This is a genomic window from Nocardiopsis sp. CNS-639 (genome assembly GCF_000381685.1).
GTDB lineage: Bacteria > Actinomycetota > Actinomycetes > Streptosporangiales > Streptosporangiaceae > Nocardiopsis > Nocardiopsis dassonvillei.
The window spans coordinates 212,170-237,311 of the sequence record NZ_KB906858.1 but is presented as its reverse complement, the minus strand read 5'-3'; the positions used below and the strand labels follow the sequence as shown (position 1 = coordinate 237,311).

Below are 25,142 nucleotides of genomic sequence, written 5' to 3'. Positions count from 1 at the left end.
CCCTGTCGGCCGCCGGACCGGACGAGGCGCCCGTTCACGGGGTGGTGACCGTGGACGGGCGCTCCCCTTTCCGGCACCCCCCTTTCCCGGGGACCGGCGGGGAGAGCCGCACAACATTTATTTGACAAGGAAGAAACTTCCCTAGGATGGTGTTATCCGGGCAAAGCAGCCCCGAACTCCGAGGCCCGGCGAACCCCTCGGACCTACTGACTGGGAGACCACCATGTCCGATACGACCGAGACGACACCGCGGGCGTCGTCCCCGGACGAGCGCAACCTGAGCGACGACACGGGCATGGACGCCGTGACCCTGCGCGTGGGCGACCTGGAGTCGATGACCTCCTACTACGCGAACGCCCTCGCCCTGGAGCCGGTCGAGGAACGGGCGCACGGCCGCGAGGTGCATCGCGTGCTCGGCCGCGGCCGGACCCCCATGGTCCGGCTGGTCTCCACCCCGGGGCTGCCCGCCGTCGACCCGCGCCAGGCCGGGCTGTTCCACACCGCGTTCCTGTTCGAGGACCCGGCGTCACTCGCCGCGACCGTCTACCGCGCGGCGCAGGAGCCGCGCAGCCGGTTCGTGGGCTCCTCCGACCACCTGGTCAGCGAGGCCTTCTACTTCACCGACCCCGAGGGCAACGGCATCGAGCTCTACACCGACCGGGACCGGTCGGCCTGGAGGTACGACCAGGGGCGGCTTCGGATGGGCACGCTGTACCTGGACCCCAACGACTACCTGCGCACGCACCTCGACGAGGCGGTCGTCGCCGAGGGGCCGCAGCGGGCGGGCAAGGTCGGACACGTCCACCTGCAGGTCGGCGACATCGAGACCGCCAGGGCCTTCTACGTCGACGCCATCGGGTTCGAGACCACGGTCGACACCTACCCGGGCGCGCTGTTCGCGTCGGCGGGCGGCTACCACCACCACGTCGCGATGAACACCTGGCAGAGCGCGGGCGCGGGTCCGCGCGCCGCGAGCCTGGGGCTGGGCGACGTGGCGATCACCGTGCCCGCGCGCCAGGACCTCGACGCGCTCGTCGCGCGCCTGAGGGAGCACAAGCTGGCCCACGCCGACACCGGCAGGTCAGTGGTGCTCCGCGACCCGTGGGACACACAGGTCACGGTCGCCCTTCCCGGCACCAGCGCCGAGGAGCTCCTGGACCGCTGACCGCGGCCGCCGTCCGGGCCGGACGAAGGACCCCTGCCCGGGGTCCGGGTCAGGCCCGGACCAGGGACGCCGGGGTCGGCGGGGCGGCGGTCAGCTCCTCCGGAGCGGTCAGGTACCAGGCCTCCAGGGTGAGTTCGCTGAGCTCGTCCAGGTCGATCCCGTCGAGGTGGACGACCACCCAGCCGAACCCGCCCGCGGTGAACTGCACCTCGAACACCTCGGGCCGCTCGGCCACCAGCGCGGTCTGCTCCAGAAGGGTCTGCTTGAGCCCCACGGTGGCGGTGCGCGGCCACAGGTAGCCGAAGGGCCTGCCGCGCACGCGGAACGTCGTGTACTGGTCCGAGTCCCTGGACTCGCACTCCGGCAGCGCGCTCACCAACCGCACGAACCGCTCGATCTCCACACCCATGGGAGGAGCCAACCACACACCGCCGACAGGTCGGCACGCGGCGGCCGCCGACCGTCGGCACCGAGCCCGGTCCCGCGTGTGGCGGGCCCCGCTCGGGCCGGACGGACCGCAGGTCAGACCAGTGCCGCGACCACCGCCCGCTCGTCGCCCCACCGGGCGAGAAGCCGCACGCTCCCCTCGGGCCCACCGTCCAGGACCCGCTGGACCAGCACCCGCCCGCCCCGGGGGGCGCCGGTGCCGGGCTCCCTGGAGACCACGACCTGCTGGGACCTGTTCTCCAGGCGGCGGCCCTCCTCCCAGACCTCCAGCTCCGCCTGCTCCTGCTCGCCCTCCAGCGCCCGCCGGAAACAGGCGAGGGCCACCTCGTCCTCGGTGCCGTCGTAGACCCAGCGCGTTCCCAGGACGGAGTGCTCCAGGGTGCCGACGAGGTGGTCCTCGTGGCCGGGCAGGGGCGCGCCCCGGTAGGTCAGCGGCAGGTGGAGCAGACGGTCCCCGCGCCGGACCAGGAACACCTCCACCCCGACCTCGCCCTCCGGGTCGTCGAACCGGTACGCGCCGAGGATCTCGCCGGGCCCCCGGCCCGCCCACGGCTGAGCGTCCAGCCAGGCGCCGATCAGCTCGGGTTTGCTCGGGGTGAGATCGGCCTTGTAGATGATCGCCATGGGAGCCAGTATCCGGCACCCGCGTTCGGGCGGGAAGCCGACCGACCGCGAACCCCTCCCCCGGCCGTCCGGGCGGGGGAACGCACCCGAGGGCGGCACCCGGGGACACACCGGCGGGACCGCGAACCGTCACCCCGTTCCCCCGGGGTCATGGCGACCAGCGGACGCGGTGGGCACCCGGCGCATGTGGACCGCTGTGTCCGCCCTCCGGTGGGGGACCGACACGCCTCCGGCTCCTTCGGGCCGTGTACGCCCCTCCGGTGGCGTCGGCGCCCCGCCGCTCCCGGATCAGCCCAGGTCGACCGCGAGCGAGTAGAGCCGGGTCGCCTGGGTGTGGCGCCCGTTGTCGTCGGAGACCAGGTACAGCACGCGGCGGCCCTCGTAGGGGGCCTCACTCATCACGGGACCGAGGGCCATGCCCTCGACGTTGGCCAGGATCTGGTTCTGCTGGGTCTCGTCGGAGACGATGTCGCCCTCAGGGCAGTCCGCCATGTCGAACAGGAGTTCCTTGTGGGCCAGGAGGTCACCGGCGTTCCTGCTGAGCGTCCTGCCGGTCACGTCCTGGGCGGCGCCGAGGTTCACCTCGTACACGCGGATGGCGTTGCCGAGCCCGCCGAGGTAACCGCGTTCGAGGGCGAGCAGGTGGTTCTCGTCGATCGCCGCCAGCTCCGCGAGGTAGAGGCCCACCTCCGTCTGGTACCCGTACTGGCGGTCGAGTGCGTAGGCGCCTCCGGGTTCGCCCCGGTAGCGCTGGATACGCAGCTGGTGGCGGCCGTGCACGTCCGCGTCGCCGAAGAGCGGGCCCTCCATACCCGCGAACAGGTGGGCGCCGTCCGGGGTGGCGGTCAGGGATTCGAGGTTGCGTCCGGGCTGCGCCTCGCCGAGCGGGGCCGGGAGGAAGGCCTCCGGCAGCGGTAGGGGGTCCCCGATCTGCCCGCCGTCGGCGGTCCCGAAACGGCGGATGGACGGTTCGTGCTCGGCCGCGACCAGGATGCTCTCACCGCCGTTCTCCACGACCAGCCCCTCGCCGTCGAACGCGTCGAAGGACTCACCGTCCGGAGCGTAGAGGACCTGCATTCCCGTGACGGTGGGGGCCAGGGAATCGGGGGCGCCGAGCCCGAGGGTGAAGAACTGCGCGGGCTCGTTGTCGCGGATCACGAGGGCCTCGGAGCCGTTGCCGGTGAGGGCGGACAGGCCCTCGACCGGGCTCCCCAGGTGTTCGTTCTCGGGCGGCTGGTCGAGCTGGTCGGAGACGTCGAGGAGCCGCGCCCGGCCGTGCGTGTCGCAGGGGCCGGGAAACGGTGCGGTGCCGAAGCGCGGGTCCGTCCACTCGCGGAGCTGGTAGCCGCCCAGCCCTCCGAGGAGGAGGCCGGGGACCAGGGTCGCGGTGGCCAGGGAGGCCATCGTGCGGCGCGGCAGCGCCGCGGGGACCGGCGCGGGGGGACGCGGACCCTGCCGGTTGCGTACGAAGAGCAGGTCGCCGACGCCGTTCCGGTCCATCCGCTGCGGTTCCGGGAGGCCCTTGTCGGCGAGCCTCGTCCTCAGCAGGCGGTAGATCTGGTTGAGGGTGAGCAGTTCCTGCTGCTTGTTCCCTGGGTCGCCGCTGGTCAGGATATCGATGAGCTCACCGGTGAAGGCGGTGTGCCTCGCCTCCGGAGGGGCCTTGGCCTGGCCGCTCCCGGTGGTGGAGGTCAGGACGTAGGAGCCCTCGATCTCGATCTGCTGCTTGTCCGGGACCGTCGCCCCGTTCCCGGTCATCACTCCGTCGAGCGCCCTGCCGCTGTAACAGCAGTCGAGGATCACGATCTGCCGCTTGACGCTCTTCCTGGACTCCCTGAGGATGTCGCGCAGCACACCGTAGGCGAGCGAGGTCTCGCTGCGGTCGCGCACCGAACTGGAGAGCGTCAGGTAGAGCTGGTCGTCGCGGATCTCCAGGAGGCCGTGCCCGGCGTAGTAGACGAGCAGGGTGTCCTCGGCCTTGTCCGCGGCGTCGTAGATCGGCCCGGTCAACTCGCCCGGCAGGGAGGGGTTGCGCACCACCCAGCGCCGGTCCTCGGGAACGCCCCAGAGGTCGGTGTCCGCCAGTGCCCGGTCCAGATCCTTCAGGTTCCGCGGCACCGAACGCAGGTCCGGCAGGTTCTGGTAGGCGTCGACCCCGATCAGGACACAGGCCGAGCGGGCGGGGTCCAACCGGCCCCGCCCACCGCCCGCGGTGTCCGTCCGCACCCCGTCGGACGGCCTCGACGCGGCCTGCTCCGTCACTCCCCGTCCTCCGGCTCGTCCGCGTCCCGGAGTTCCTCCAGGGCGCGCAGCACCGTGGGCAGGTCGTCGAGTTCGGCTTCGGTGAGGGTGATCTTGACACCGTCGCGCTCGAAGGTGAACGAGGAACGGGCCGGGTGCGCGCGCCGCCAGGACGCGATGGCCACGGCGAGCGCGCCGTACTGGGCTCCGAAGTCGCAGACGAACTGGACGACCTCGAAGGCGCCGCCCATGACGTCGGGCTCGTCGAGAGATCCGCCCGTGTGCTCCATGGTGACGCCCGCGGCGCGCAGGTGCCCGGCCTCGCCCCTCAGCCACCGGTACAGGGACCTGAACTCGGCGTCACTGGTGGGTCCGTGCACCGACAGTTGAACGTTCATCTCGCAACCTCATGACATCGAAGGCCCGCATCGCCGCCTGGAGCCGGCTCGCACCCGGGGGCGGGTGCGCAGCCCCGGAACCGGGGGCCGACGCCACCCACAAGGATGCCGGTTCCCCGCTCCCGGTGTCCGGGATTCGTCAGGATTCCCGGCGCTCCGGGCGGTGGCGCTCCGGGCGCCGCGGGCAGCGGCCGGGCGCGCGTGTCCGGGCTCGCCGCCCGGGGCTCCCCGCTCCTGCGGGGACGAGCGGACACGGGGGCTCGGTGTCCGCCGGACAGGAGTGGCGGCCGGTTCCACGGAACTCGGCGGGCCGTGTGCGCCTAGCGGGAGAAGTCGTCCGGGCCCCGGGCGGGACCGTGGTAGAACAGGCGGTCCGGCTCGTCGTCGGGCACGGGCGGGTAGGTGGGGCCGTCCTCGCCCGGCTCCTGGCGGGCGGCGATGGCGATGCCCTGGGCCCGCATCGTCTGGGCGGCCCTGTCGCGCAGCTCGGGAAGCCTGGAGTACAGCACGTCGCCGGGGCAGGCGGTGGCGTTGAAGTCGCGGTGGCCCAGGATGGCGCCGTGGGGGTTGAGCCCGTAGGCGCCGCACAGCCACGCCAGAGTCTGCACCAGCGCGTCGGTCAGGGCCGCGGTCGGGCCCACGCTCGTGTACAGGCCCTCGTTCTCGATGCCGATGCAGGTGTTGTTGTGGTTGGCCACGTGGGCGCCCACGACGTGGTCGCCCGCCGCGATGGCCTCCGGGGTGCGGTCGCGGCCCTCCATGACGTAGCCGCCGCGGCTGATGGTGAGCTGCTGGCCGGTGTCGCTCCACCCGTTGGTGTCCATGTGGTGGTTCTGGATCGACCTGGACAGGTTCAGGGCGTGGTCGAGCGAGTAGTTCGTGCTGTTGGGCGTCGCGGTGTGGTGGACCACGATGTAGCGGGGCGCGGCGGCCAGGACCTGGATGGGGCTGCTCGGCGGGCGTGCGCCCCAGGCGCCCCGCCAGTACAGGTAGGGCTGGGCCGCCTGGACGGCGGCGCTCGTGTCGACCGGTCGGGCGAAGGCGCTTGTGGCGCCGACCGCACCGAGGACGGCGGTGGCTGAGGCGATGGTGGCCGCGCGCAGGATGTCGCGCCTGTCCGGACCTGACCTGTGGGTGTTGGTCATGGGGATCCTCAGGGGGTAGCGGGGGTTACTTGCCCGTTCATGAAAAAACATGGACCCCACGGTGCGCAAAGGGTCACATCGGGTATTTCTGTGACCGCTTCCGGCCAGAAAGGCAACCCACAGACCCGGTGGCCGGATTCCGTTCGATGTTGTATGAGCGACGGGAAAGGCGGGAGGGGGATTCCCGCCTTTCTTCTTTCCCGCCCGGCGCGGCCAGGAGGCGTCGGCATTTCGACGAACGGGAGACCGGAGCAGCCGACAGCCGCTACGGGGGCGGGCTGGCGAGGACGTCCGGCTTCGACACCCTCGGGCTCAGTCGATCGTGACGACGATCTTTCCGACGTGCTGGTGGCGCGTGAACTGCTCCTGGGCCGTGGCCAGGTCGTCCAGCGCGTACCGGGCCGCGATCACGGGCTGGACCGTGCCGCCTCGCGCCGCGCGCAACAGCGCGGCGAAGTGCTCGCGGGTGTGCATCGACGAGCCGATGAGGCTGATGTTGTGCAGGTACAGCCGACGCAGGTCGAACTCGACGACCGGTCCGGCGACCGCCCCGGCCACGACCCACCGCCCGTCGTCACGGACCAGCGGCATGAGCTGGGAGACCAGCGGACCGCCGACCACGTCGGCGACCGCGTCAACGCCTCCGGGAGCGCACCGGTCGATCTGCTCGGCGAGGTCGCCGCCTCGGTCGACGGTGTGCGAGGCCCCGGCGGCGAGCACCTCGGCGGCCTTGTCTCCGCTGGTGACCGCGATGACGTTCGCGCCCCGCGCCCCGGCGAGCTGTACCAGGGCCAGGCCGACACCGCCGGAGGCGCCGGTGACCACGACGGTCTCACCGGCGGTGACGTGCGCGCGTTCCAGCATGCCCATGGCGGTGCCGTAGGCCACCGGGAGGGCGGCCAGCTGTTCGTCGGACAGCGGCGAACCGGTCACGTCGTGGGCCTGCTCGGCGGCCACGGCCACGAACTCGGCGAAGCCGCCGTCGGCCTCGCTGCCGAGCAGTCCCACCGGCGGCGCGTCGCGCGTGTGGTCGCGGTACAGGGCCGGGTCCACCAGGACGCGCTGGCCCACCCGGTCGGCGTCGACGCCCGCGCCCACCTCGGCGATCACACCGCAGACGTCACCGCCCTGCACGCGCGGGAAACGGAGGGGGCCGCGCCAACCGGCCCGTGCGTCGGGGTCGCCGGGCAGGCCGTAGGCCCCCTCCCGTGTCCAGACGTCGGTGTTGTTGACCGCCGCCGCCAGGACCCGGACCAGCACCTCGCCGACACGGGGTACGGGTCGGGGCCAGTCACTCCGTGCGTGCAGTACCTCCGGTCCGCCGTGCGCGGTGAGCACGACCGCTCTCATCTGTCCCATGCGTCCATCGTGGCATCCTCACACAACACCGTTCCAACACGGACCGTGCTTGGTGGCGTTCGGGTGCGGCAGCACGCAGCCCCGCTTCGGTTCAGAGCGGTTCGTGGAGGAAGCCCACCTTCTCCAGCAGGGCGATGTGATCGGTGCCGAGGCCCTCCAGAAAGGCGCTCACGTCCGGGTGCGGAGCCCGGTGCAGCGGCGCGCTGGTGCGCAGGAGACCCACCCGCGACAGGCCCTCGCCGCCCAGGCGGGAGGAGGGAGTGGCGGGCTGGTCGACACGGTACAGCCGCCAGGCGCTCCCCCTCGGGCGGGAGGCGAGCAGCATCCTCGGCCTGCTCCACACCAGCAGGGCCCACGCCTTGGGGCCTTTGGCGTGCACGATCACCGGCCCGACGTGCTCCTCCAGGATCTCGGCGACCCGGGCCGCCACCGGAACCGGGTTGGTGAAGTCCCCGTGGACCCGGTGCACCCCGGAGTCGGTCTCCAGGGTCCAGCCCGACGTCTCCAGCAGTTCCTCGCGCACGTGGACCAGGGGGTCGTCCTCCCGAGCCAGCCGTATGACCCGTTCGAGCCCGGCCGGACCGAGCACACGGGCATGGGGCGCATCGGGGGCGAGGAACAGCCCCGAGTCGAGTTCGGAGTCTGCCAGGGCGACCCGCTCGCGCAACCGGGACCAGGTGGTGCGGGCATCCTGGGATTTCGAGGTGTCCGCATTGAGCGGGACGTCCTCCAACAGCAGCCCGGCACACACGGCGGTCACCAGACAGGCCTGTTCGAGGGCCTGGTCGGGGATCGCCTCCTCCTCGCGGACCAGGCCGAGGGCCAGCCGGGCCAGCTCGGGACGCCAGGACTCGTCCCTGCCGTTCCAGACACCCGCGCCGAGCAGACGGACCACCACACGGGTCACCAGGAGCCGCACAGGAAGGGGCGGCACGGGAGCACCCCCATCGGGGGCACAGGCGTTCACCGCGCGCCCGGTCCATCCGCGCCAGCTCCGCTTCTCCTGCTCCGTCAGGCCTTTCCCGCGCGCCCGCTCCTCCTGTACGGCCAGCGGGGCCTCCTCCTGGACGCCCTCCTCGTCCTCCTCCCCGGCCCCGGCCAGGTTCCAGCGCTCCTCCCCCGCCTTCGAGCCGTCCGGGCTCGCGGCAGGGGTCCGGCGGCCGAACATACTCACCGTCAGCGGGACACCGAAGGTCCTCTCGCAGTCTTCGAGGTACTCCGTCCACCGGTCTACGGCCGAGGCCCCAACGGTGCCGGAACGGTCCTCGGCGGCCGCCGTTTCCCGGGTCGCCGTGTCGGCCAGGCCGTGCGCGGCCAACTCCTCCGCCAGGCGCAGGACGTCCCGCTGGAACTCCCGCTCCGATTCGCCGTCGAGGAGCGACTCCTCGGTGTGGGCACGGCGCATCCGCGGCCCGGTGTCCGTCCCGGTCGGCCGTGCGCACGCCCTCGGATCGACGGTGAACACCGGTGCGGAGGTTCTGCCGTCGGGTACACGCACCCGTACCACCAGCCCGCCCCCGCCCCAGGTGGCGAAGGTTCCCTCCACCTCACCGGCCCGGATCGTGCCCACGTCCTCCCAGGTCCCGGGGGAACCGTGCCGGGAGGACTCGACCACGACGTCCACGGAGTGGGCGTCGGCCAGGGTCACCACCAGGCCCTTCCCCTTCAGGAGGGCGCCCAGCGGCACGGGCACGCCGGGAGCGTGTCCACGCTCGAACCGCCCGATGGTGTTGACCCCCGCCAGCCGGGAGACGGGAAGAGCCGTGGCCTCGGGCATCAGGGAGGCGCCGACCGGGACGATCGTGCCCAGCTCACAGTTGCCGCCCGCGCGGGCGGAGCGCAACAGCGCCGCCCCGGTGAGGTTGGCGCTGCCGGTGAGCGCCCACCGCCCCTCCCCCACCGACCACTCCACGAGCTTGCCGTGTCGGGGCACCTTCTCCTCCAAGAGGCGGAGCTCGGCGTCGGTACCGGCGAGCGCCCGAGCGAGGGCGTCACCGTCGTAACTGCCTGAGGACTCCTGCACCCCCAACACCACCCGGACCGGGTCAAGCCGCTCCACCAGGGCCCGCAGCGCGCGGGCGCCGGGGTCGACGAACGGCGCGTACAGGCACAACTCGTCCACTGGACCCGCGTCCAACTGTGCGATCAGCTCCAGGTCGAGGTTGTGCACCACCCGGGCCCCGGTCTCGTCCGGTTGGCCGGACAACAGCAACTCCTCCAGTTGACCGGCCACCTCCGTCAACCGGTCCCCCAGGTACCCGGGAAGGCGCACGGCGTCCGATCCGGCGCACCCGCGCAACCACGCGGCCAGTTCGGTCAGCTCCCAGGGCATCCCGTCGGGGCCGCCGCGCAGCACCGTCCACAGCTCGTCGTTGTGCCCCCACCCGGCCAGGGTCGGGTTGCCCGAGCCGATCGCCGCCACCACCTCGTGGTCGCCGAGCAGCAGCGCCAGCTTGGGGTGGAAGGCCGAACCCCCGCAGGAGGCCAGGGCGTGCGTGTAGTCGCGTCCGGCCCTGCGCACGTCCACGGGGTCGTGCCTGCTCTGGGCGGCGTCGCCGACCAGGGTGACGGCCGCGCCCAGGCCGCGGGCCATGGGTACCGCGGCGCGTTCCAGGAAGGGCAGGTCCATGGTGAATCCGGTGAGCAGGAACTCGCGCAGCGGAGCGCGGTCGGTGCGCTCATTCCACTCGTGGAGCAGGCTCAGCGGGGAGTACAGGCTCATCCGGCCACCTCCAGCAGGCTCGCACCGGTGTCGGTCAGGGCTCCGGCGGGTCCCCGGTCCTCACTGATCAGCCCCAGTTGCAGGGCCAGACCGGCCATCTCGTTGATTCGTGTGGCCGGTTCACCCCGCCCCTCGTCGCCGGTGCTGTAGTACCTGCCGTTGCGCTCGTGGACCTTGGAGAACACGGTGATCCTGCCGTCGTCCCCGATCCTCGTCTTCTCCCGGGCGACCCTCTGGGACTGGTGGAGCATGTCCGAGACCAGCCCGGCGGCGAACTCGGCGACGGGCCGGTCCCACAGGTCGTCCCGGCGCTGGGCCACCCACAGGGGGTTCAGGAACTCCTTGGCCTGCCCCAGGAAGGCCCGGTGGACGTCCCCCTCCAGCTCCCCGGCTCTGCGCGCGCCCAACAGCAGCAACTCCACGTTGAGCCGCGGTTCGTCCCCGTCGCCGGTGTCGAGGAGGCCCTCCTCGGCGGCGACCGGATGCCCGCCCCCGGTGGTGTCGGCCAGGTCCCGCGCGAACGCCCGCACACTCGTGTCCGGCATCAGCGACGCCACCCGGTCACGGAGTTCGTCCTCGGTCGAGCCCGACCCGGAGTCCCCGTCGTTCATGCAACCGGTCACGAACGACCACAGCCGCCGCCAGGCCCCCACCGAGAACCGGCGCAACAGGGTCCCGCGCCAGCCCAGGACCTGGGGGTGGGCGCCCAGGACCGGATCGGCCACCGCGGTGTCCCCGTAGGCGACGGCGGCGCGAAAGGCCCGCTCCCAGTCCCACTCCCAGGACCAGTCCGTGCGCACGCGGTAGAGCGCGGCGGTACGTCCCAGGATCCGCAGGGCGGCGCGCCGGTGCAGATCCTCGTGCTCCCAGGAGTCGGGGTCGTGGACTCCCTGTTCGGAGGCGGTGAACAGGCCCGCCAGCCACGGGACCTCGGCTTCGGTGAGGTGGTGCGCCCCCACCTCGGCCAGCGCGACCAGGCGGTCACGGGACAGGTGGTCGTGCGCGGTCGCCTCGAACAGCGGGGCGAACACCTCACGGATTGGTTCGGGGCACGCGTGCCGCCCGGGCATGGGGAGGGCGTCGCCCCCGGCGGCCACTCCCAGGGACAGGCACGGGCCCCGGTAGTCGGACCAGAACCCGAGCCTGCGCGGCGAGTAGCTGCGGATCGGCGCCTCGGCACTGTGGGCCGCCGCGCAGGCGGCCAGGTCCAGCCCGTCGTCGCCCAGGTGCGGCCGGACCCCGTCTGTGCCGTGCGGTTTGCCCCCGGCAACGCGGTCCTGGACGTGCCCGGCGTCCTCGCAGGCCGCCGTGACGGCCGCCATCAGTACCTCGCCCCGACGCAGGAGCAGGATCCGCTGTTCCTCGTCGGCGTCCACACGTTCGCAGTGCTCGGCCAGAGCCGCGTAGAACGCGTAGGGGCGGGCGAAGTGGGTCAGCGTGGAGACTCCCGGAAGCAGCCGGTCCACGGTGTCCAGAACGGGACGGGCCACCCGGAGCGGGTCGATCCCGCCTCGTTGGTCCAGTCCTCTGCCGGCCCAGACCGGGCCTGTGACGGTCGCTGGCACGAAGGCCTCTCATACGGGGGAACAGGGGGTGCTGGCCGAGTCTAAAGGGGTGGTTCAAGGGCCGCGGGACCGCTGGCGGGGCCCTCAGTGGTAGAAGCCGACGATTCCGTGGTTCCGTTCGGCCGCCGTACGAACCCACCCCAGGACGGTGTGCACGGACTCGCGCATGGAGTGGTCGTCCAGGGCGTCGACCTGTTCGGTGGTCACCCGGGCCGCCTGCGAGGCCGCCGTGCGAACCGCGTCCTTGCTCCACTCCTCCCCGGACTCCTCACCCATCCACAGGTCGTCCATCCTCACCGCGGTGACGCCCAGCTTCCGCAGGACGGCGTCCACCTCCTCGAACCACCAGTGGTACACCGGGCAGAAGGGGCGGTTGTCGAGGAAGGTCCCGTGGAGTTCGCACTCCCCCCGGGTGTACTCGGAGGAGATCCTGTCGAGGTCCACGCTGTAGGCCATCAGTCCAGAGCTCATGACCGGCAACCTACGGTGCTCCTACGACATCGCGGTGCACGGGAGACTCGACCTGCGACCGTTGCCGGGTGATCGGATTCATCGCCCGGAGTAACGGTGCGACCGGCAGACGCGAATCCGCCCCTCTCGCCTGTGCCGGGACAAGCCTTGTAACCGGGCACCGGTTCCACGGAGAGGTCTCGTCTTCCCCCTCGTCGCAGCGGCTGGTCGCCATCGAAGCTCCCGTCCGTGAGGCGGTTGTCCCTGTTCCCGGAACGCCGTACCGGTGCTACCTCTGGACAGGCCGACCGGCACGGAGCGTGCCGGAGGTTTCGCACTCGCGCTCATGCTGCCCGGCGTGTTCGGGGATGCGCAGGGAGAACGCGACGGACACGAATGGCGTTCTCTGTACATCTCAGCCGGGCCTGAACGCGGGCCGATGAGTTCTGTCACTCCGGACGGTCACTATGGGCAGGAGACGACAGCGTTCTCGGAGAGGACACCTGATGACAGAGACGAAGACGCACACCCTGGACGTGCCGGGCGCCGTTCTGCGCTACGACGTTCGGAGCGGCTCGTCAGCCGGATCGCCCGTCCTGCTGCTGATCGGCTCTCCGATGGACGCCAGCGGGTTCACCACCCTGGCCCGGCACTTCACCGACCGCACGGTCGTGACCTACGATCCCCGCGGGGTCGGGCGCAGCGAGCGCGCCGACGGCGGGGCCGGGGGCACACCCGAGGAGCACGCGGACGACCTGCACCGGCTGGTCTCGGCCCTCGGCGCCGGGCCGGTGGACCTCTTCGCCAGCAGCGGCGGCGCCGTCAACGCCCTGGCCCTGGTGGCCCGGCATCCGGAGCAGGTACGCACCCTCGTGGCGCACGAACCGCCCGCCGTCCAGATGCTGCCGGACCGGGAACGGGCACTGGCCGCGAGCGTGGACATCCGCCGAACGTACGAACGCGACGGCCTGGGCCCCGCGATGGCGAAGTTCCTCACGCTCATCAACCACAAGGGGCCGCTTCCGGCCGACTTCACCGACCGGCCCGCTCCGAACCCCGCCGACTTCGGTCTGCCCGCCGAGGACGACGGTTCCCGCGACGACCCGATGCTCGGGCAGCTCATCCCGTGCACCCACTTCCAGCACGACGTCGACCGGCTGCGCGCGGCGTCGACGCGCGTCGTCGTCGGCGCCGGGGCCGAAAGCGGGGGTGAGCTGTGCAACCGGGCGGCCGGGGCCGTGGCCGAGCGGCTCGGAACGTCGGTCGTCACCTTCCCCAGCCACCACGCCGGTTTCCTCGGCGGCGAGTTCGGCATGGAGGGCGAACCCGACGCCTTCGCCGCCGTCCTGCGCCGTGTCCTGACGGAGGGTGCCTGAGGCCCGGCGCCGGATCCGGTCCGGCGCGGGGCGGGTCGGCGCGGGGCGGGTCGGCGTCGAGCCGTGCGGCAGGGGCGAGGAAACCCTGCGGCACGGGCGTAGAAGCCCTGCGGCGCGGGCGAACCCGACGCCCGCCCCGCGCGTCCGAAGGGGTGGCCGTGTCCCGGCGGACCGGAGGCGGCGGGGAGGGGCGCATGGGCTGGCGGAGGGCTTGGGCAGGAGACATCGGACTTCTGTCACCGGGGAAGGCGTTCGTCGTGTTCCTGGCCAGCGCGGCGCTGGCCTGCGTGCTCATCCCGCTGTCGGTTCGGTTCTCAGGCCATGAGCTGCGGGCTCTGGGAGCCGCCTACGGCTGGACCGGTCAGGAGGGCGTCCTTGAGGTCACCGAGTCGGTGCCCCTCTCGGAGGGAGGCTCGCTGTGCCTGGGTGTCTTCCGTTCCGCGGACGGCGGCCCCGTGCGGACCGGCGTCCACCTGTACCTGTCGGGACCCTGTGGGGCGGGGCGCGTGGAGGCGGCCCGCCTCGTCCCCGGCGAGCCGTCCTGGATACTGACCGCGGAGCGGGACCGCGCCTACGCGGACACGGGGTTCGGGAGCGGCGTCGCCATATCGGTCCTCGTGTTCGTCCTCGTCAACCTCTTCTTCCTCGGACTGGGTCTGGTGTTCGCCCAGGGCGCGTCGGCCCTGGGCACCGCGCTTCTGAGGAGGGCGTGGCTGCGGCGCCGCCGGGGCGCGCCCCCGAAACCGTGAGACCCCTGTGAAAGGGGCGCGGGTGTCAGTCGTAGGAGCAGCGGGGGTGCGGGATGATCCCGCGTTCGGGCCTGCGGGGGCGCGGGCAGCGGCCGCGCACGCGGTCGCGGAGGGCCTTGCGGCGCGGGTCGGCCTCCGCGGCGGGGGCGGTGACGGGCGTGGTGTGCGCGGGAGGGGCGCACGGCGCGAGGAGTACGTGGGGGTTTCCCAGCGCGGCGGTGAGGGCGAGTGCGAGGAGTCCGGAGCAGGGGCGCAGGAACCGACGGTGTCGCTCGGGCATGGGCACCAGCCTGACAGCCGTCGCCTTGTGTGGTGATCCGATCACGCAAAGAGAGGTGTCCGGTTCAGGCCAGGGACTGCACGTGTGAACCGTGTTGTGCCCGGGTAACCGGTTCGGTCGGTGAGGCGGGAACACACGGTCCCGGGACGAGCCGGGGTGGCGCTCGCCGCGGCCCGCAGCGTGGCGCGCCCGGAGCGGGCGCGGGCGGAGCGGGCGCGGGCGGAGCGGGCGCGGGCGGAGCGGGAACAGGCGGGGTGCGGGCTCAGCCCCCGGTCGAGCCCTCCATGCCGCTCCCCGTCGGCTCGAACTCGGCCGGGGCGTCCGCGGGCGGGCGGCGGGCCCAGTAGGTGGCCACGAGCGCGCCGGAGATGTTGTGCCAGACCGAGAACAGGGCGCCGGGCAGGGCGGCGAGCGGGGCGAAGTGGGCGGTCGCCAGGGCCGCGGCGAGCCCGGAGTTCTGCATCCCCACCTCGACGCTGACCGCGCGGCGGGCGGTCTCGGGCAGCTTGGTGACCACGCCGACCAGGTAGCCGAGCGTCAGGCCCAGGGAGTTGTGCAGCACCACGGCCAGGGCGACCAGGAGGCCGGAGGAGAGCACGGCGTCGGCGTTGGCGCCCACCACCGCGGCGACCACGACGACGATGCCGAGGACGGACACCAGCGGCAGGACGGGCAGGACCCTCTCCACGAACCGGCGCGCGGCCATGCGCAGCAGCAGTCCGGCCAGGACCGGGACCAGGACGACCTGGAGGATGGAGACGAACAGGTCGCCGGCGGCGACGGGCAGGGTGGAACCGGCCAGGGCCAGGACCAGGAGCGGGGTCAGCACCGGGGCGAGCAGGGTGGAGATCGAGGTCATCGCCACCGACAGGGCCACGTCGCCGCGGGCGAGGTAGACGATGACGTTGGAGGCGGTGCCGCCGGGGGCGGAGCCGACCAGGATCATGCCCACCACGAGCAGCGGCGGCAGGTTGAGGACGTGGGCGATCCCCCAGCCCAGCAGCGGCATGACCGTGTACTGGGCCAGGACGCCGAGGATGACGGCCTTGGGATGTCTGGCCACGATCGCGAAGTCCACGGGGCGCATGGTGAGCCCCATCCCGAACATGATCACCCCGAGCAGCAGGGAGATGTAGGGGGCGAGGAGGGCGGCCTGCCCGGGGGCGGCCAGGCCCACGATCCCTCCGGCGAGGACCAGCAGGGCGAACCACCTGCCGACGAAGTCGGCGACGCGCGTGAGAACTGACATCGAAGGACTACTTCCCGTGGGTATCCGGGGGCGGCGGAGCACCGCTCCCCGGACGGTCGCCGCCGAGAGGGTCGGCCGCCGCGCGGCCATGGTAGTCCCCGCGTTCCGTGCGAGCGGTGGTCAGGGCGGGTCCCGGACCGGAAACGGCTCCGCGTCGTGGGGTTCCCCACAGGGCGCCGCCACCGGGGCGGGTGACGAACCGCCCGGACGGGGAAGAGGCAGTCCATGACCGACATCTCCCCGGACGACGCGGCCGAAGACAGGACGTACCCCGACAGGACGTATCCCGGCGAGGGCCGGAGAGGCCCCCGGGAGTGGCGGTTCGTGTGGCGCCACCGGTACGCCCTCGTGCTGGGCCTGGTCGTGGCGCTGATGGTCGGCGCGTGGGTGGCCCAGAGTTCGGCGCGGCCGCTGCTGTGGGCGGTGGCGGCGCTGGGGGTGGCGGCCCTGCTGTGGTGGTGCCGCATGCGGCTGCGCCTGGCCCGGGAGAAGTGGCGGGTGGCGCGGGTCGACCTGTCGGAGGTCGACCGGATGACCGGTGTGGAGTTCGAGGAGCACGTGGCGGGGCTGATGCGCACGCACGGCTACACCGCCGTGACGGTGGTCGGCGGGGCCGACGACGGAGGGGTGGACGTGCTGGGCCGGGCGCCGGACGGGCAGGCCGTGGTGGTGCAGTGCAAGCGGTGGAACAGCCCGGTGCCCCCGAACGAGGTCCGCGCCTTCCTCGGCGTCCTCGCCACCAGTTACGAGGGGTACCGGGGGGTGTTCGTGGCCTCGAACGGCTTCACCGAGGCCGCCGCCCGTGAGGGCGAGGGGTACATGACCCTGGTGGACCGGGAGCGGTTGGCGCGGTGGATGGGCGGTTCGGGCGCGCCCGAACCGCCTCCGGCGTGACCGCCCCGTTCCCGGCGGCCGCGGTACCCGGTCAGTCCCACCAGAACTGCCAGACCGGACGGTCGACGAGTATCTCGGCGTAGGCCCCCAGGTCGCGGTAGGAACCCTGCCAGAGGTTGTCCGGGCAGAACGCGAAGTGCTCGGCCGCCACGCGCAGCGCCTGCCCGCTGTCGGTCGGCGGGGCGCCGACCGCCAGGGTGAGGCTCGCGAACCCCATGCCCAGCACGCGCGCTCCGAAGCGGCGTTCCCAGTCGGCCACGACGGCCGCGAACACGGCGGTGTCGTTGTCGTAGTTGAGCGGCCCCGCCCACCCGGAGGCGGCGATGGCCTCGGCGCCCGAGGCGGCCGGGACCAGCCCCATCCGCATCCCCGGCACGTGTTCGACGAGGAGTTCGGCGCATTCGGCGGCGGTCCGCTCGGGCGCTCCCTCGGGCACGTCCGCGGCGGGGGCCGGGCCGGGCCACGACGCTCCGTAGGGAGCGGTGGTCGACCGCGGATCGTTGCCCGGATCGGTCTCCTCGCCGGAGGCGTGCTGTCTCCACCACCGGGCGAGCAGTTCCGCCGGGTCGTGGTCTCCCGGTGAGGAGATCCAGCCGGGGAACAGCTCCTGGGACTCCCAGGGCCGTACCGGGTCCCCGTACATCCCTTCCAGCAGCAGCGGCCACAGCCCGGAACGGTGGTGCTCGGACAGGAGCTCGGACCACAGTCCGGCCGGTGCGGAGTCGTGGCTCAGCCACAGCAGCGGCGTACCGTCCTCCGAGGACACCGTGTGTCCGGCCGGAAGCTGTACGGAGAGCGTCTTCTGGGGGTCGTCCATGCCGCGATCGTAGGCGTCGCCGGTGACGGTTCGCGGCGGCGTGGGCGGGCCCGCGCCGCTCCCGGTCGAGGCGCCGCGGGCGTGACCGCTCCGGCTCCGGACGCGGCGGCGACGCGCGGACCGGTACCGGTTCGGACCGCCCCCGGTTCGTCCCCGGTCGGTCGAGCGGTGCGTACGGGCCGGTCAGGTGGCGAGCGCGCGCAGGGGTCCGTCCAGTTCGCGCCGGTAGAAGTCGACGAACCCGTCCGGGTCGGGCCCGGCGTTCTGCATGACCAGGCGGTCGAAGCCCGCGTCGACGTACTTGCGGACGGCCTCGACGTAGCGTTCGGGGTCGGGCCCGCAGACGAAGTGCCCCAGCACGTCCTCCTCCCGGACCGTGGTGGTGGCGGCCGCGAAGTTGACCGGGTTGGGCAGCTCGCTCATGACCTTCCAGCCGGTCAGGGCCCAGCGGGAGGTCTCCAGGGCCGCCCGCGCGGCGGTGTGCTCGTCCTGGGCCCAGGCCATGGGCACCTCGGCGTAGCGGGGGCCGTCTCCCCCGGCGTCGCGGTAGTCCCGCACGATCGCGGACTTGGGCTCGGTGGCGAACAGCCCGTCTCCGTGTTCGGCGGCGAGTCTGGCCGACTGCCCGCCGCTGGCGGCGACGGCGATCAGCGGCGCCTCCTCGGGCAGGTCGAACACCCGGGCGTCCTCCAGCCGCAGGTACTCGCCCTCGTAGGACTGGTAGCCGCCGCCCCACAGGAGGCGGATGATCTCCAGGGCCTCGCGCAGCATGTGGTGGCGCACCTGGACGGCGTCGGGGAACTCCTGGCCGACGACGTGTTCGTTGAGCCGCTCCCCGGAGCCGACGCCGAGGACGAAGCGGCCCTTCGAGAGCAGGGCCAGGGTCGCGGCGGCCTGGGCGATGATCGCCGGGTGGTAGCGCACGGTCGGGCAGGTCACCCCGGTGGCCAGGCCGATCCGCTCGGTCCTGGTCGCGATGGCGCCGAGTACGGTCCAGGCGAAGGGTGAGTGGCCCTGGTTGTCCAGCCAGGGGTGGTAGTGGTCGCTGATCTCCACGAAGTCGAACCCGGCGCGCTCGGCCAGCTCCGCCTGCCGGACGAGTTCCTCCGGTCCGAAGGCCTCGGCCGCCAGTTTGTACCCGATCTGCATGCGTCTCCCCTGTTCGGTGGTGTCGGGCGCCGACCCGCGCACCGCAGGGGCCCGCCCCCGACCGGACCGGTGGGCTGCGGACCCCGGACACCATTCACCCAGGGCACCCATACAACTACCGTCCGGGGTCGCGGGGAGGTTGCGACACACCCGCCGCCGGGTCAGGACCGCGTGACCGCCGGCCCGGGCGGGGCACAGCGCGGAGCCGCCCACGGAAAGGCAGTCAGGCGATCACGGAGAGCAACGGAGAGGGGAAAACGTCTCCTGCCATTATCAATCTATAGCGCACCCCGGGGCTTGCGGCAAGACCCGGGTCGTGCCGCACAATTTCCCTTCGAAACCGGAATCCGCGCGAATTCGGGACGCGCGAAAAACGTGTGCCGTTGTCGGCGCACCGATCACGTACCGACGTCCCAGCACTGGTGGGGCCCGTGGCGCTCTCACAGGCGTCCGTCGCGGGAACGCGGACGTGCGCCCCGACAAAACATGCGGAACCGCCGGTGGAGAGCGATCTCTTCGAACGGGGAATACATGATTGACGTGACCGTGGTCGGCGGCGGACCGACCGGCCTGATGCTCGCCGGCGAGCTGCGGCTGCACGGTGTGCGCGTGGTCGTGCTGGAGAGGCTCACCGAGCCGACCCGGCAGGCCCGTGCCCAGGGTCTGCACACGCGCAGCGTGGAGGTGATGGACCAGCGCGGTCTGCTGGAGCGGTTCCTCGCGGTCGGGAGGAAGTTCCGGGTCGGCGGCATCTTCGGCGGCATCACCAAGCCGTGGCCCGACGGGCTGGACACGGCCCACCCGTACGGCCTGGCCATCGAGCAGCCGGTCACCGAACGCCTGCTCGACGAGCGCGCCCTCGAACTCGGCGCCGACGTCCGGCGCGGCCACGAGCTGGTCGGGTTGAGCCAGGACGAGGAGGGGGTGAGCGTCGAACTGGCGGACGGCACGCGTCTGCGCTCGCGCTACCTCGTCGGCTGCGACGGCGCCCGCAGCACGGTGCGCAAGCTGCTCGGCGTCGGCTTCCCCGGCGAGCCCGCCAGGGTCGAGACGCTGCTGGGCGAGATGGAGGCGACCGAGGATCCGGAGTCGATCGCCGCCGTCGTCGCGCGGGTCCGCAGGACCCATCTGCGGTTCGGCCTCGCCCCGCTCACGGGCGGAGACGGGGACCGGAAGGGGGTGTACCGCGTCATCGTGCCCGCCGACGGGGTGGCCGAGGACCGCACGAGCGCGCCGACCCTGGAGGAGTTCAGGCGGCAGCTGCGGGCCCACGCGGGCACCGACTTCGGTGTGCACTCGCCGCGCTGGCTGTCCCGGTTCGGCGACGCCACCCGGCTGGCCGAGCGCTACCGGGTCGGCCGGGTGCTGCTGGCCGGGGACGCGGCGCACGTCCACCCGCCGACCGGCGGGCAGGGGCTCAACCTCGGTGTCCAGGACGCGTTCAACCTCGGTTGGAAGCTGGCCGCCGAGGTGGGGGGCTGGGCGCCGGAGGGGCTGCTGGACAGCTACCACGCCGAACGGCACCCGGTGGCCGCCACCGTGCTGGACAACACCCGCGCGCAGATGGTGCTGCTGGGCACCGAGCCGGGCGCGGTCGCGCTGCGGGGGCTGCTGTCCAGGCTGATGGACTTCGAGGAGGTGAACCGGTACGTGACCGGGCTCGTCACCGCGACGGACGTCCGCTACGACTTCGGCGAGGGGCACGCGCTGCTCGGCAGGCGGATGCGCGACATCCGCCTGACGCGGGGGCGCCTCTACGAGTTGACGCACGGCGGACGCGGGCTGCTGCTCGACCGGACCGGTCGGCTCTCGGTGGCGGGCTGGGCGGACCGGGTCGACCACGTCGTCGATACCGGCGAGGCCTGTGAGGAGCTGGGCGCGCCCGCCGTGCTGCTGCGGCCGGACGGCCACGTGGCCTGGGCCGGTGGGGACCAGCGTGAGCTGCTCGACCGGTTGCCGAGGTGGTTCGGCGCCGCCGCGGGCTGAGCGCGCCCCCGGGCCCGTCAGCGCCCGCACCTGGGAAAACCGGTTGCGGGCGCGCGTCGCGCCGTGGAAACCTGCCGGGGCGCTCGCGGAGGTAACCGGGCGTCTACGGCGAAACCCCTGTGGAGAGCGGTCTTGGGCTACATCGACGTCAACCAGGTCAGCCACACCCTGCCCGACGGCAGGGTCCTGCTGGACTCGGTGTCCTTCCGCGTCGGCGAGGGGTCCAAGGCGGCGCTGGTGGGCGCCAACGGCGCGGGCAAGAGCACCCTGCTGCGGATCGTGCGCGGCGAGCAGCGCCCCCAGGGCGGCGCGGTCACCCTGGACGGCGAACTCGGCGTGATGCCGCAGTTCATCGGGCACGTGCGCGACGAGACCACCGTCCACGAACTGCTGGTGTCGGTCTCCCCCGCCCCGGTGCGCGAGGCGCACGCGGACCTGGAGGCGGCCGAGGCGGCCATGATGGTCGACGACGGCGAGAGGACGCAGATGCGCTACGCCGCGGCCATCGCCCGCTACGGCGACGCGGGCGGCTACGACGCCGAGGTCGTGTGGGACCAGTGCTGCACGGCGGCGCTGGGCGCCCCCTACGAGCGCTGCCGGTGGCGCGAGGTGCGCACGCTGTCGGGCGGGGAGCAGAAACGCCTGGTCATCGAGGCCCTGCTGCGGGGCCCGGCGCCGGTGCTGCTGCTGGACGAGCCGGACAACTACCTCGACGTTCCGGGCAAGCGCTGGCTGGAGGAGGCCCTGCTGGCCACTCCCAAGACGGTCCTGTTCGTCTCGCACGACCGCGAGCTGCTGAGCCGGGTGCCGGACCGGATCGTCACGGTCGAACTGGGCGCGGCGGGCAACACGGCGTGGGTGCACGGGGGCGCGTTCGACACCTACCACGACGCCCGCCGGGAGCGGTTCGCGCGGCTGGACGAGCTGCGGCGGCGCTGGGACGAGGAGCACGCCAAGCTCAGGGCGCTGGTGGCCGCCTACAAGCAGAAGGCCGCCTACAACTCCGACATGGCCTCGCGCTACCAGTCGGCGCGGACCCGGCTGCGCAGGTTCGAGGAGGCGGGGCCGCCGCAGAAGCTGCCCCGCGAGCAGAACCTGCGGATGCGGCTGCGCGGCGGCCGGACGGGCAGGCGGGCGCTGGTGTGCGAGGGGCTGGAGCTGACCGGGCTGATGCGCCCGTTCGACCTGGAGGTCTGGTACGGCGAGCGGGTGGCGGTGCTGGGCTCCAACGGGTCGGGCAAGTCGCACTTCCTGCGGCTGGCGGCCGGGGGCGGCAGCGATCCCCAGTCGTCGGTGCTGCCGGAGTCAGTGCTGTCGGAGGAGGGCAGGGCTAAGGTGCCGCCGGTGGAGCACAGCGGCACGGCGCGGCTGGGCGCGCGGGTGCTGCCGGGATGGTTCGCGCAGACCCACGAGCACCCCGAGTTCGCGGGGCGCACGCTGCTGGACATCCTGCACCGGGGGCAGGGCACCCGCCGGGGCGTGCCCCGCGACGAGGCGGGGCGGGCGCTGGACCGCTACGAGCTGGCGCCGGCCGCGGAGCAGACCTTCGACACGCTCTCGGGCGGTCAGCAGGCGCGGTTCCAGATCCTGCTGCTGGAGCTGTCGGGGGCGACGATGCTGCTGCTGGACGAGCCCACGGACAACCTGGACGTGGTGTCGGCGGAGGCGCTGGAGTCGGCGCTGGAGGCCTACGACGGCACGATCCTGGCGGTGACGCACGACCGCTGGTTCGCGCGCGGGTTCGACCGGTTCGTGGTGTTCGGCGCCGACGGAGGCGTGTACGAGGCGCCGGAGCCGGTGTGGGACGAGGGGCGGGTGCGCCGCGAACGGTAGGGGCTCGGAACCGGGAGCGTGTCACACCGAACCGGTGAGAACGCCGACTCGACGTGTGGGCGCCGCCGAGGAGCACCGGAAGCGCCGCGGGTGGGGATCGGGGGTCGCACAGCGTAAGGGCTTCTTGACACGGGGCGGGGACCGCACGGCGCGGGAACCGACCACGCGCCGTGCGGCCCGCCGGTCAGGGGCGCAGCACGACCGGGAACTCCCTCAGGCTGGTGACCGAGAGCGCGGACTGCACCCGCAGCTCCTCGTCGGGGACGGCCAGCCGCAGGTCCGGGAAGCGCTCGAAGAGCATCGGCAGGATGATCCCGGCCTCCAGCCGCGACAGCGGCGCCCCGGGGCAGATGTGCGGGCCGTACCCGAAGGTGATGTGGCGCCCCTTGGTGCGCTGCGGGTCGAAGACGGACGGGTCCGGGTCCTCACCGAACTCCGCGCGGTCGCGGGTGGCCGCGCCGTAGTGCGTCATCAGCGCCTCGCCCTTGCGGATGGTCTGCCCGCCGACCTCCACGTCCTCGGTGGCGAAGCGGAACATCATGACGTTGTTGGGCGGGTCGTAGCGCAGCGTCTCCTCGATCACCTGCTCCCACGTCACCTTGTCCGCCTTGAGCAGGGCGAACTGGTCGGGGTGGGCGAGCAGGGCGCGCACCACGTTGTTGAGCAGGTTGACGGTGGTCTCGTGCCCGGCCGCCACCACCGTCAGCAGGGTGATGGTGACCTCGGTGTCGCTGAGGGAGTCGCCGTCCTCCCGGGCCCTGAGCAGGTCGGCGGTGAAGTCGTCGTGCTCGTCCAGGCTGGCGCGCTTGCGGGCGACCATCTCGGAGAAGAACTGGAACAGGGCTCCGTAGATCCGCAGGTGCTCGCCCTCCTCGGTCGTGCCGGAGAAGAGCTTGGCGTACATCTCGCCGAGCTGGGCGTACTCGGCCTCGGCCACCCCGTACAGTTCGCCGATCACCCCCATGGGAACCCGGAAGGTGAACTCCGACTTCAGGTCCAGGGGTTCGTGCGCGCGCGGCTCCAGGGCGTCCAGCGCCCGGGCGGTGATCTCCTCGATGCGCGGGCGCAGGCGCTCCACCCGGCGCGCCGAGAAGGGGCTGGCGGTGAGCCTGCGCATGCGCCGGTGGGCGGCGCCGTCCTGGGCCAGCATGTTGGAGCTGTCGGTGGGGATCGTGCCCATCAGCGGCCAGCCCTCGGGGACCCGGCCGCTCTGGTAGTCGTCCCAGTGGTCGACGCTCTTGACGAACCGGGGGTCGTTGAGGGTGGCGCGGCTGACCTCGTGGTGTGTGGTGGCCCAGGCGCGGACCCCGCCGGGGAGTTCGACCCGGGTGACGGGTCCGGCCCGGTGGAGGCGTTCGCGGTCGGCCTGCACGTCGTCGGGCACGGCGTGCACCAGCGGGACTCCGTCGGGGGTGTGCTGGACGGGGCAGGGCATCACAGGACTCCTTGTGGGGGTGTGGGGGTGAAGGTGACCGGCAGTGACACGACTCCCCGCACCCAGGGCGAGGGCCGCCAGCGGACCTCCTCGGCGGGGATGGCCAGTTCCACGTCGGGCAGGCGGTCCAGCAGCACCTCCACCGCCGTGACCGCCATGACCTCGGCGATTCCCTGCGCGGCGTGGGGGCAGCTGTGCTCGCCGTGGGAGAAGGACAGGTGGGCGTGGTTGCCCCGGACGGCCGAGGAGCGCTCGCCGGTGTGCAGCCGGGGGTCCTTGTTGGCCGCGGCGTAGCCCAGCAGGAGCAGGTCGCCCCTGCGGATGACCCTGCCGTCCAGCTCGACGTCGCGGGCGGCGAAGCGCCCGGCGTTCATCTGGGACGGGGAGTCCTCCCACAGGACCTCGGCCAGGGCCTCGCGGACGCTGCTGCGGGCGCCCGCCATGGAGGCGGAGAAGCGGTCGTCGGTGAGCATCAGGCGCAGCGCGTTGCCGATCCACTCGGAGGTGGTCTGGTGGGCGCCGCCCAGGACGGCGACCAGTTCGGCGACCAGGTCGGCGTCGTCGTAGCCCGCCGGGTGGGCGATCATCCGGGACACCACGTCGGGTCCGGGGTCGGCGCGGCGGGAGGCGACGAGCCGGGTGAACTCGGCCACGATCTCGACGTGGGCCCCGACCGCGTCGGGACCGGCGTCGAACATGGTGCCCATCAGGGTGGTGACCGCCTCGCCGCGGTCGTCGTCGAGGCCGTACATCCAGCACAGGACCAGGGACGGGAGCCGCTGCGCGTAGTGCGTGCGCAGGTCGGTGCCGCTGGAGGCGCAGAACCCATCGACGAGGCGGTCGGCCAGGCGTGCGGTGACCGCGCGCAGCTCGTGCGGGTCGGCCCCGTTCAGGGCGTCGTTGACCGCGGCGGTGCGGCGCCGGTGCTCCTCGCCCTCGGCGGACAGCAGGTTGGGCTGGGGCGCGAGCACCGGCAGCAGCGGCCAGTCCCGCGGCACCCGGTCCCAGGCGTTCCAGCGGCGGGGGTCGCGCGCGAACACCTCGGGGGTGTTGAGGACGTGGTGGAGCTCGTGGTAGCCGATGACCAGCCACGCGGGGACGTCGCCCTCCATGAGCACGGGCACCACGGAACCGTGTTCGGCGCGCATGGCCCGGTAGGAGCCCTGGGGGTCGGCGTTGAAGCTGGGGTCGTACAGCCGGACGGGTTCGGCCACTCTCGGTCCTTTGGGAGAAGGGGGCGGGCGGCCGCTCGGCTCGG

At 72.8% G+C, this 25,142-nt stretch carries 21 protein-coding genes; 6 read left to right on the top strand and 15 right to left on the bottom strand.

Annotated elements, in window-relative coordinates:
- Nucleotides 1-223: 223 nt before the first annotated feature.
- Entirely contained in the window at nucleotides 224-1,165 is a 942-nt protein-coding gene (locus G011_RS0110365) for a VOC family protein (protein WP_019608405.1), read from the top strand.
- 49 nt (nucleotides 1,166-1,214) lie between these two features.
- Here the strand turns inward: G011_RS0110365 and G011_RS0110360 are convergent, their stop codons facing one another.
- The 9 genes from G011_RS0110360 to G011_RS0110320 all read right to left on the bottom strand — a co-directional run bounded on the left by G011_RS0110360 (nucleotide 1,215) and on the right by G011_RS0110320 (nucleotide 12,137).
- Nucleotides 1,215-1,574, bottom strand: a complete 360-nt coding sequence (locus tag G011_RS0110360; RefSeq protein WP_019608404.1) for an MmcQ/YjbR family DNA-binding protein — start codon at nucleotides 1,572-1,574, stop codon at nucleotides 1,215-1,217.
- 113 nt (nucleotides 1,575-1,687) lie between these two features.
- Entirely contained in the window at nucleotides 1,688-2,236 is a 549-nt protein-coding gene (locus G011_RS0110355) for a CG0192-related protein (RefSeq protein ID WP_019608403.1), read from the bottom strand.
- 288 nt (nucleotides 2,237-2,524) lie between these two features.
- Nucleotides 2,525-4,498 (bottom strand): caspase, EACC1-associated type, encoded by a 1,974-nt coding sequence (locus G011_RS0110350; RefSeq protein WP_019608402.1) that lies wholly within the window; start codon nucleotides 4,496-4,498, stop codon nucleotides 2,525-2,527.
- On the bottom strand, nucleotides 4,495-4,875 hold the full coding sequence (locus G011_RS0110345) for an effector-associated constant component EACC1 (protein WP_019608401.1): 381 nt from the start codon (nucleotides 4,873-4,875) through the stop codon (nucleotides 4,495-4,497). Before G011_RS0110345 ends, G011_RS0110350 begins: the two co-directional genes overlap by 4 nt.
- Nucleotides 4,876-5,195: 320 nt before the next feature.
- Entirely contained in the window at nucleotides 5,196-6,020 is an 825-nt protein-coding gene (locus tag G011_RS0110340) for a peptidoglycan recognition family protein (RefSeq protein ID WP_019608400.1), read from the bottom strand.
- 312 nt (nucleotides 6,021-6,332) lie between these two features.
- Nucleotides 6,333-7,379 carry a zinc-binding dehydrogenase gene (locus G011_RS0110335; RefSeq protein ID WP_019608399.1) on the bottom strand — a complete coding sequence of 349 codons (1,047 nt, stop codon included), beginning with the start codon at nucleotides 7,377-7,379 and terminating at the stop codon, nucleotides 6,333-6,335.
- Nucleotides 7,380-7,470: 91 nt separating this feature from the next.
- Nucleotides 7,471-10,101 carry a hypothetical protein gene (locus tag G011_RS32380; protein ID WP_019608398.1) on the bottom strand — a complete coding sequence of 877 codons (2,631 nt, stop codon included), beginning with the start codon at nucleotides 10,099-10,101 and terminating at the stop codon, nucleotides 7,471-7,473.
- A complete protein-coding gene (locus tag G011_RS29675; protein WP_019608397.1) occupies nucleotides 10,098-11,591 on the bottom strand; it encodes a hypothetical protein in 1,494 nt (497 codons plus the stop codon). Before G011_RS29675 ends, G011_RS32380 begins: the two co-directional genes overlap by 4 nt.
- Nucleotides 11,592-11,750: 159 nt before the next feature.
- A complete protein-coding gene (locus G011_RS0110320) occupies nucleotides 11,751-12,137 on the bottom strand; it encodes a hypothetical protein (protein WP_231391414.1) in 387 nt (128 codons plus the stop codon).
- Nucleotides 12,138-12,622: 485 nt separating this feature from the next.
- On the opposite strand from G011_RS0110320, the gene G011_RS0110315 reads away from it, so the two are divergent.
- Both G011_RS0110315 and G011_RS0110310 read left to right on the top strand, forming a co-directional pair.
- Complete coding sequence (locus tag G011_RS0110315; protein WP_019608395.1) at nucleotides 12,623-13,492, top strand: alpha/beta fold hydrolase; 870 nt, start codon at nucleotides 12,623-12,625, stop codon at nucleotides 13,490-13,492.
- Nucleotides 13,493-13,749: 257 nt separating this feature from the next.
- Complete coding sequence (locus tag G011_RS0110310) at nucleotides 13,750-14,241, top strand: hypothetical protein (protein WP_019608394.1); 492 nt, start codon at nucleotides 13,750-13,752, stop codon at nucleotides 14,239-14,241.
- A 25-nt stretch (nucleotides 14,242-14,266) separates the two neighbouring features.
- On the opposite strand, the gene G011_RS0110305 is transcribed toward G011_RS0110310, so the two are convergent.
- Both G011_RS0110305 and G011_RS0110300 read right to left on the bottom strand, forming a co-directional pair.
- Nucleotides 14,267-14,521: a hypothetical protein gene (locus G011_RS0110305; protein ID WP_019608393.1), complete on the bottom strand. Its 255-nt coding sequence runs from the start codon at nucleotides 14,519-14,521 to the stop codon at nucleotides 14,267-14,269.
- A gap of 262 nt (nucleotides 14,522-14,783) precedes the next feature.
- Nucleotides 14,784-15,770, bottom strand: a complete 987-nt coding sequence (locus G011_RS0110300; RefSeq protein WP_019608392.1) for a bile acid:sodium symporter family protein — start codon at nucleotides 15,768-15,770, stop codon at nucleotides 14,784-14,786.
- A 225-nt stretch (nucleotides 15,771-15,995) separates the two neighbouring features.
- Here G011_RS0110300 and G011_RS0110295 point away from each other — a divergent pair, with 225 nt between their 5' ends.
- Entirely contained in the window at nucleotides 15,996-16,664 is a 669-nt protein-coding gene (locus tag G011_RS0110295; RefSeq protein ID WP_019608391.1) for a restriction endonuclease, read from the top strand.
- Nucleotides 16,665-16,695: 31 nt separating this feature from the next.
- On the opposite strand, the gene G011_RS0110290 is transcribed toward G011_RS0110295, so the two are convergent.
- Nucleotides 16,696-17,481, bottom strand: coding sequence for a DUF4253 domain-containing protein (locus tag G011_RS0110290; protein ID WP_019608390.1), 786 nt, complete (start codon nucleotides 17,479-17,481; stop codon nucleotides 16,696-16,698).
- Between the two features lie 183 nt (nucleotides 17,482-17,664).
- Nucleotides 17,665-18,630 carry a TIGR03557 family F420-dependent LLM class oxidoreductase gene (locus G011_RS0110285; RefSeq protein ID WP_019608389.1) on the bottom strand — a complete coding sequence of 322 codons (966 nt, stop codon included), beginning with the start codon at nucleotides 18,628-18,630 and terminating at the stop codon, nucleotides 17,665-17,667.
- 531 nt (nucleotides 18,631-19,161) lie between these two features.
- Here G011_RS0110285 and rox point away from each other — a divergent pair.
- The gene (gene rox / locus G011_RS0110280; RefSeq protein WP_026338194.1) at nucleotides 19,162-20,616 is read left to right on the top strand and encodes a rifampin monooxygenase; all 1,455 of its coding nucleotides are present in this window, start codon (nucleotides 19,162-19,164) and stop codon (nucleotides 20,614-20,616) included.
- Between the two features lie 132 nt (nucleotides 20,617-20,748).
- A complete protein-coding gene (locus G011_RS0110275) occupies nucleotides 20,749-22,449 on the top strand; it encodes an ABC-F family ATP-binding cassette domain-containing protein (RefSeq protein WP_019608387.1) in 1,701 nt (566 codons plus the stop codon).
- 184 nt (nucleotides 22,450-22,633) lie between these two features.
- On the opposite strand, the gene G011_RS0110270 is transcribed toward G011_RS0110275, so the two are convergent.
- On the bottom strand, nucleotides 22,634-23,884 hold the full coding sequence (locus G011_RS0110270) for a cytochrome P450 (RefSeq protein WP_019608386.1): 1,251 nt from the start codon (nucleotides 23,882-23,884) through the stop codon (nucleotides 22,634-22,636).
- Complete coding sequence (locus tag G011_RS0110265; protein ID WP_019608385.1) at nucleotides 23,884-25,098, bottom strand: cytochrome P450; 1,215 nt, start codon at nucleotides 25,096-25,098, stop codon at nucleotides 23,884-23,886. Before G011_RS0110265 ends, G011_RS0110270 begins: the two co-directional genes overlap by 1 nt.
- Between the last annotated feature and the right edge of the window lie 44 nt (nucleotides 25,099-25,142).

Excerpts from the sequence above, each read along its gene's own strand:
- G011_RS0110365 (WP_019608405.1), top strand. The coding sequence starts at position 224 with ATGTCCGATACGACCGAGACGACACCGCGGGCGTCGTCCCCGGACGAG.
- G011_RS0110360 (WP_019608404.1), bottom strand. The coding sequence starts at position 1,574 with ATGGGTGTGGAGATCGAGCGGTTCGTGCGGTTGGTGAGCGCGCTGCCG.
- G011_RS0110355 (WP_019608403.1), bottom strand. The coding sequence starts at position 2,236 with ATGGCGATCATCTACAAGGCCGATCTCACCCCGAGCAAACCCGAGCTG.
- G011_RS0110345 (WP_019608401.1), bottom strand. The coding sequence starts at position 4,875 with ATGAACGTTCAACTGTCGGTGCACGGACCCACCAGTGACGCCGAGTTC.
- G011_RS0110340 (WP_019608400.1), bottom strand. The coding sequence starts at position 6,020 with ATGACCAACACCCACAGGTCAGGTCCGGACAGGCGCGACATCCTGCGC.
- G011_RS0110335 (WP_019608399.1), bottom strand. The coding sequence starts at position 7,379 with ATGGGACAGATGAGAGCGGTCGTGCTCACCGCGCACGGCGGACCGGAG.
- G011_RS32380 (WP_019608398.1), bottom strand. The coding sequence starts at position 10,101 with ATGAGCCTGTACTCCCCGCTGAGCCTGCTCCACGAGTGGAATGAGCGC.
- G011_RS0110320 (WP_231391414.1), bottom strand. The coding sequence starts at position 12,137 with ATGAGCTCTGGACTGATGGCCTACAGCGTGGACCTCGACAGGATCTCC.
- G011_RS0110315 (WP_019608395.1), top strand. The coding sequence starts at position 12,623 with ATGACAGAGACGAAGACGCACACCCTGGACGTGCCGGGCGCCGTTCTG.
- G011_RS0110305 (WP_019608393.1), bottom strand. The coding sequence starts at position 14,521 with ATGCCCGAGCGACACCGTCGGTTCCTGCGCCCCTGCTCCGGACTCCTC.
- G011_RS0110300 (WP_019608392.1), bottom strand. The coding sequence starts at position 15,770 with ATGTCAGTTCTCACGCGCGTCGCCGACTTCGTCGGCAGGTGGTTCGCC.
- G011_RS0110295 (WP_019608391.1), top strand. The coding sequence starts at position 15,996 with ATGACCGACATCTCCCCGGACGACGCGGCCGAAGACAGGACGTACCCC.
- G011_RS0110290 (WP_019608390.1), bottom strand. The coding sequence starts at position 17,481 with ATGGACGACCCCCAGAAGACGCTCTCCGTACAGCTTCCGGCCGGACAC.
- G011_RS0110285 (WP_019608389.1), bottom strand. The coding sequence starts at position 18,630 with ATGCAGATCGGGTACAAACTGGCGGCCGAGGCCTTCGGACCGGAGGAA.
- rox (WP_026338194.1), top strand. The coding sequence starts at position 19,162 with ATGATTGACGTGACCGTGGTCGGCGGCGGACCGACCGGCCTGATGCTC.
- G011_RS0110270 (WP_019608386.1), bottom strand. The coding sequence starts at position 23,884 with ATGCCCTGCCCCGTCCAGCACACCCCCGACGGAGTCCCGCTGGTGCAC.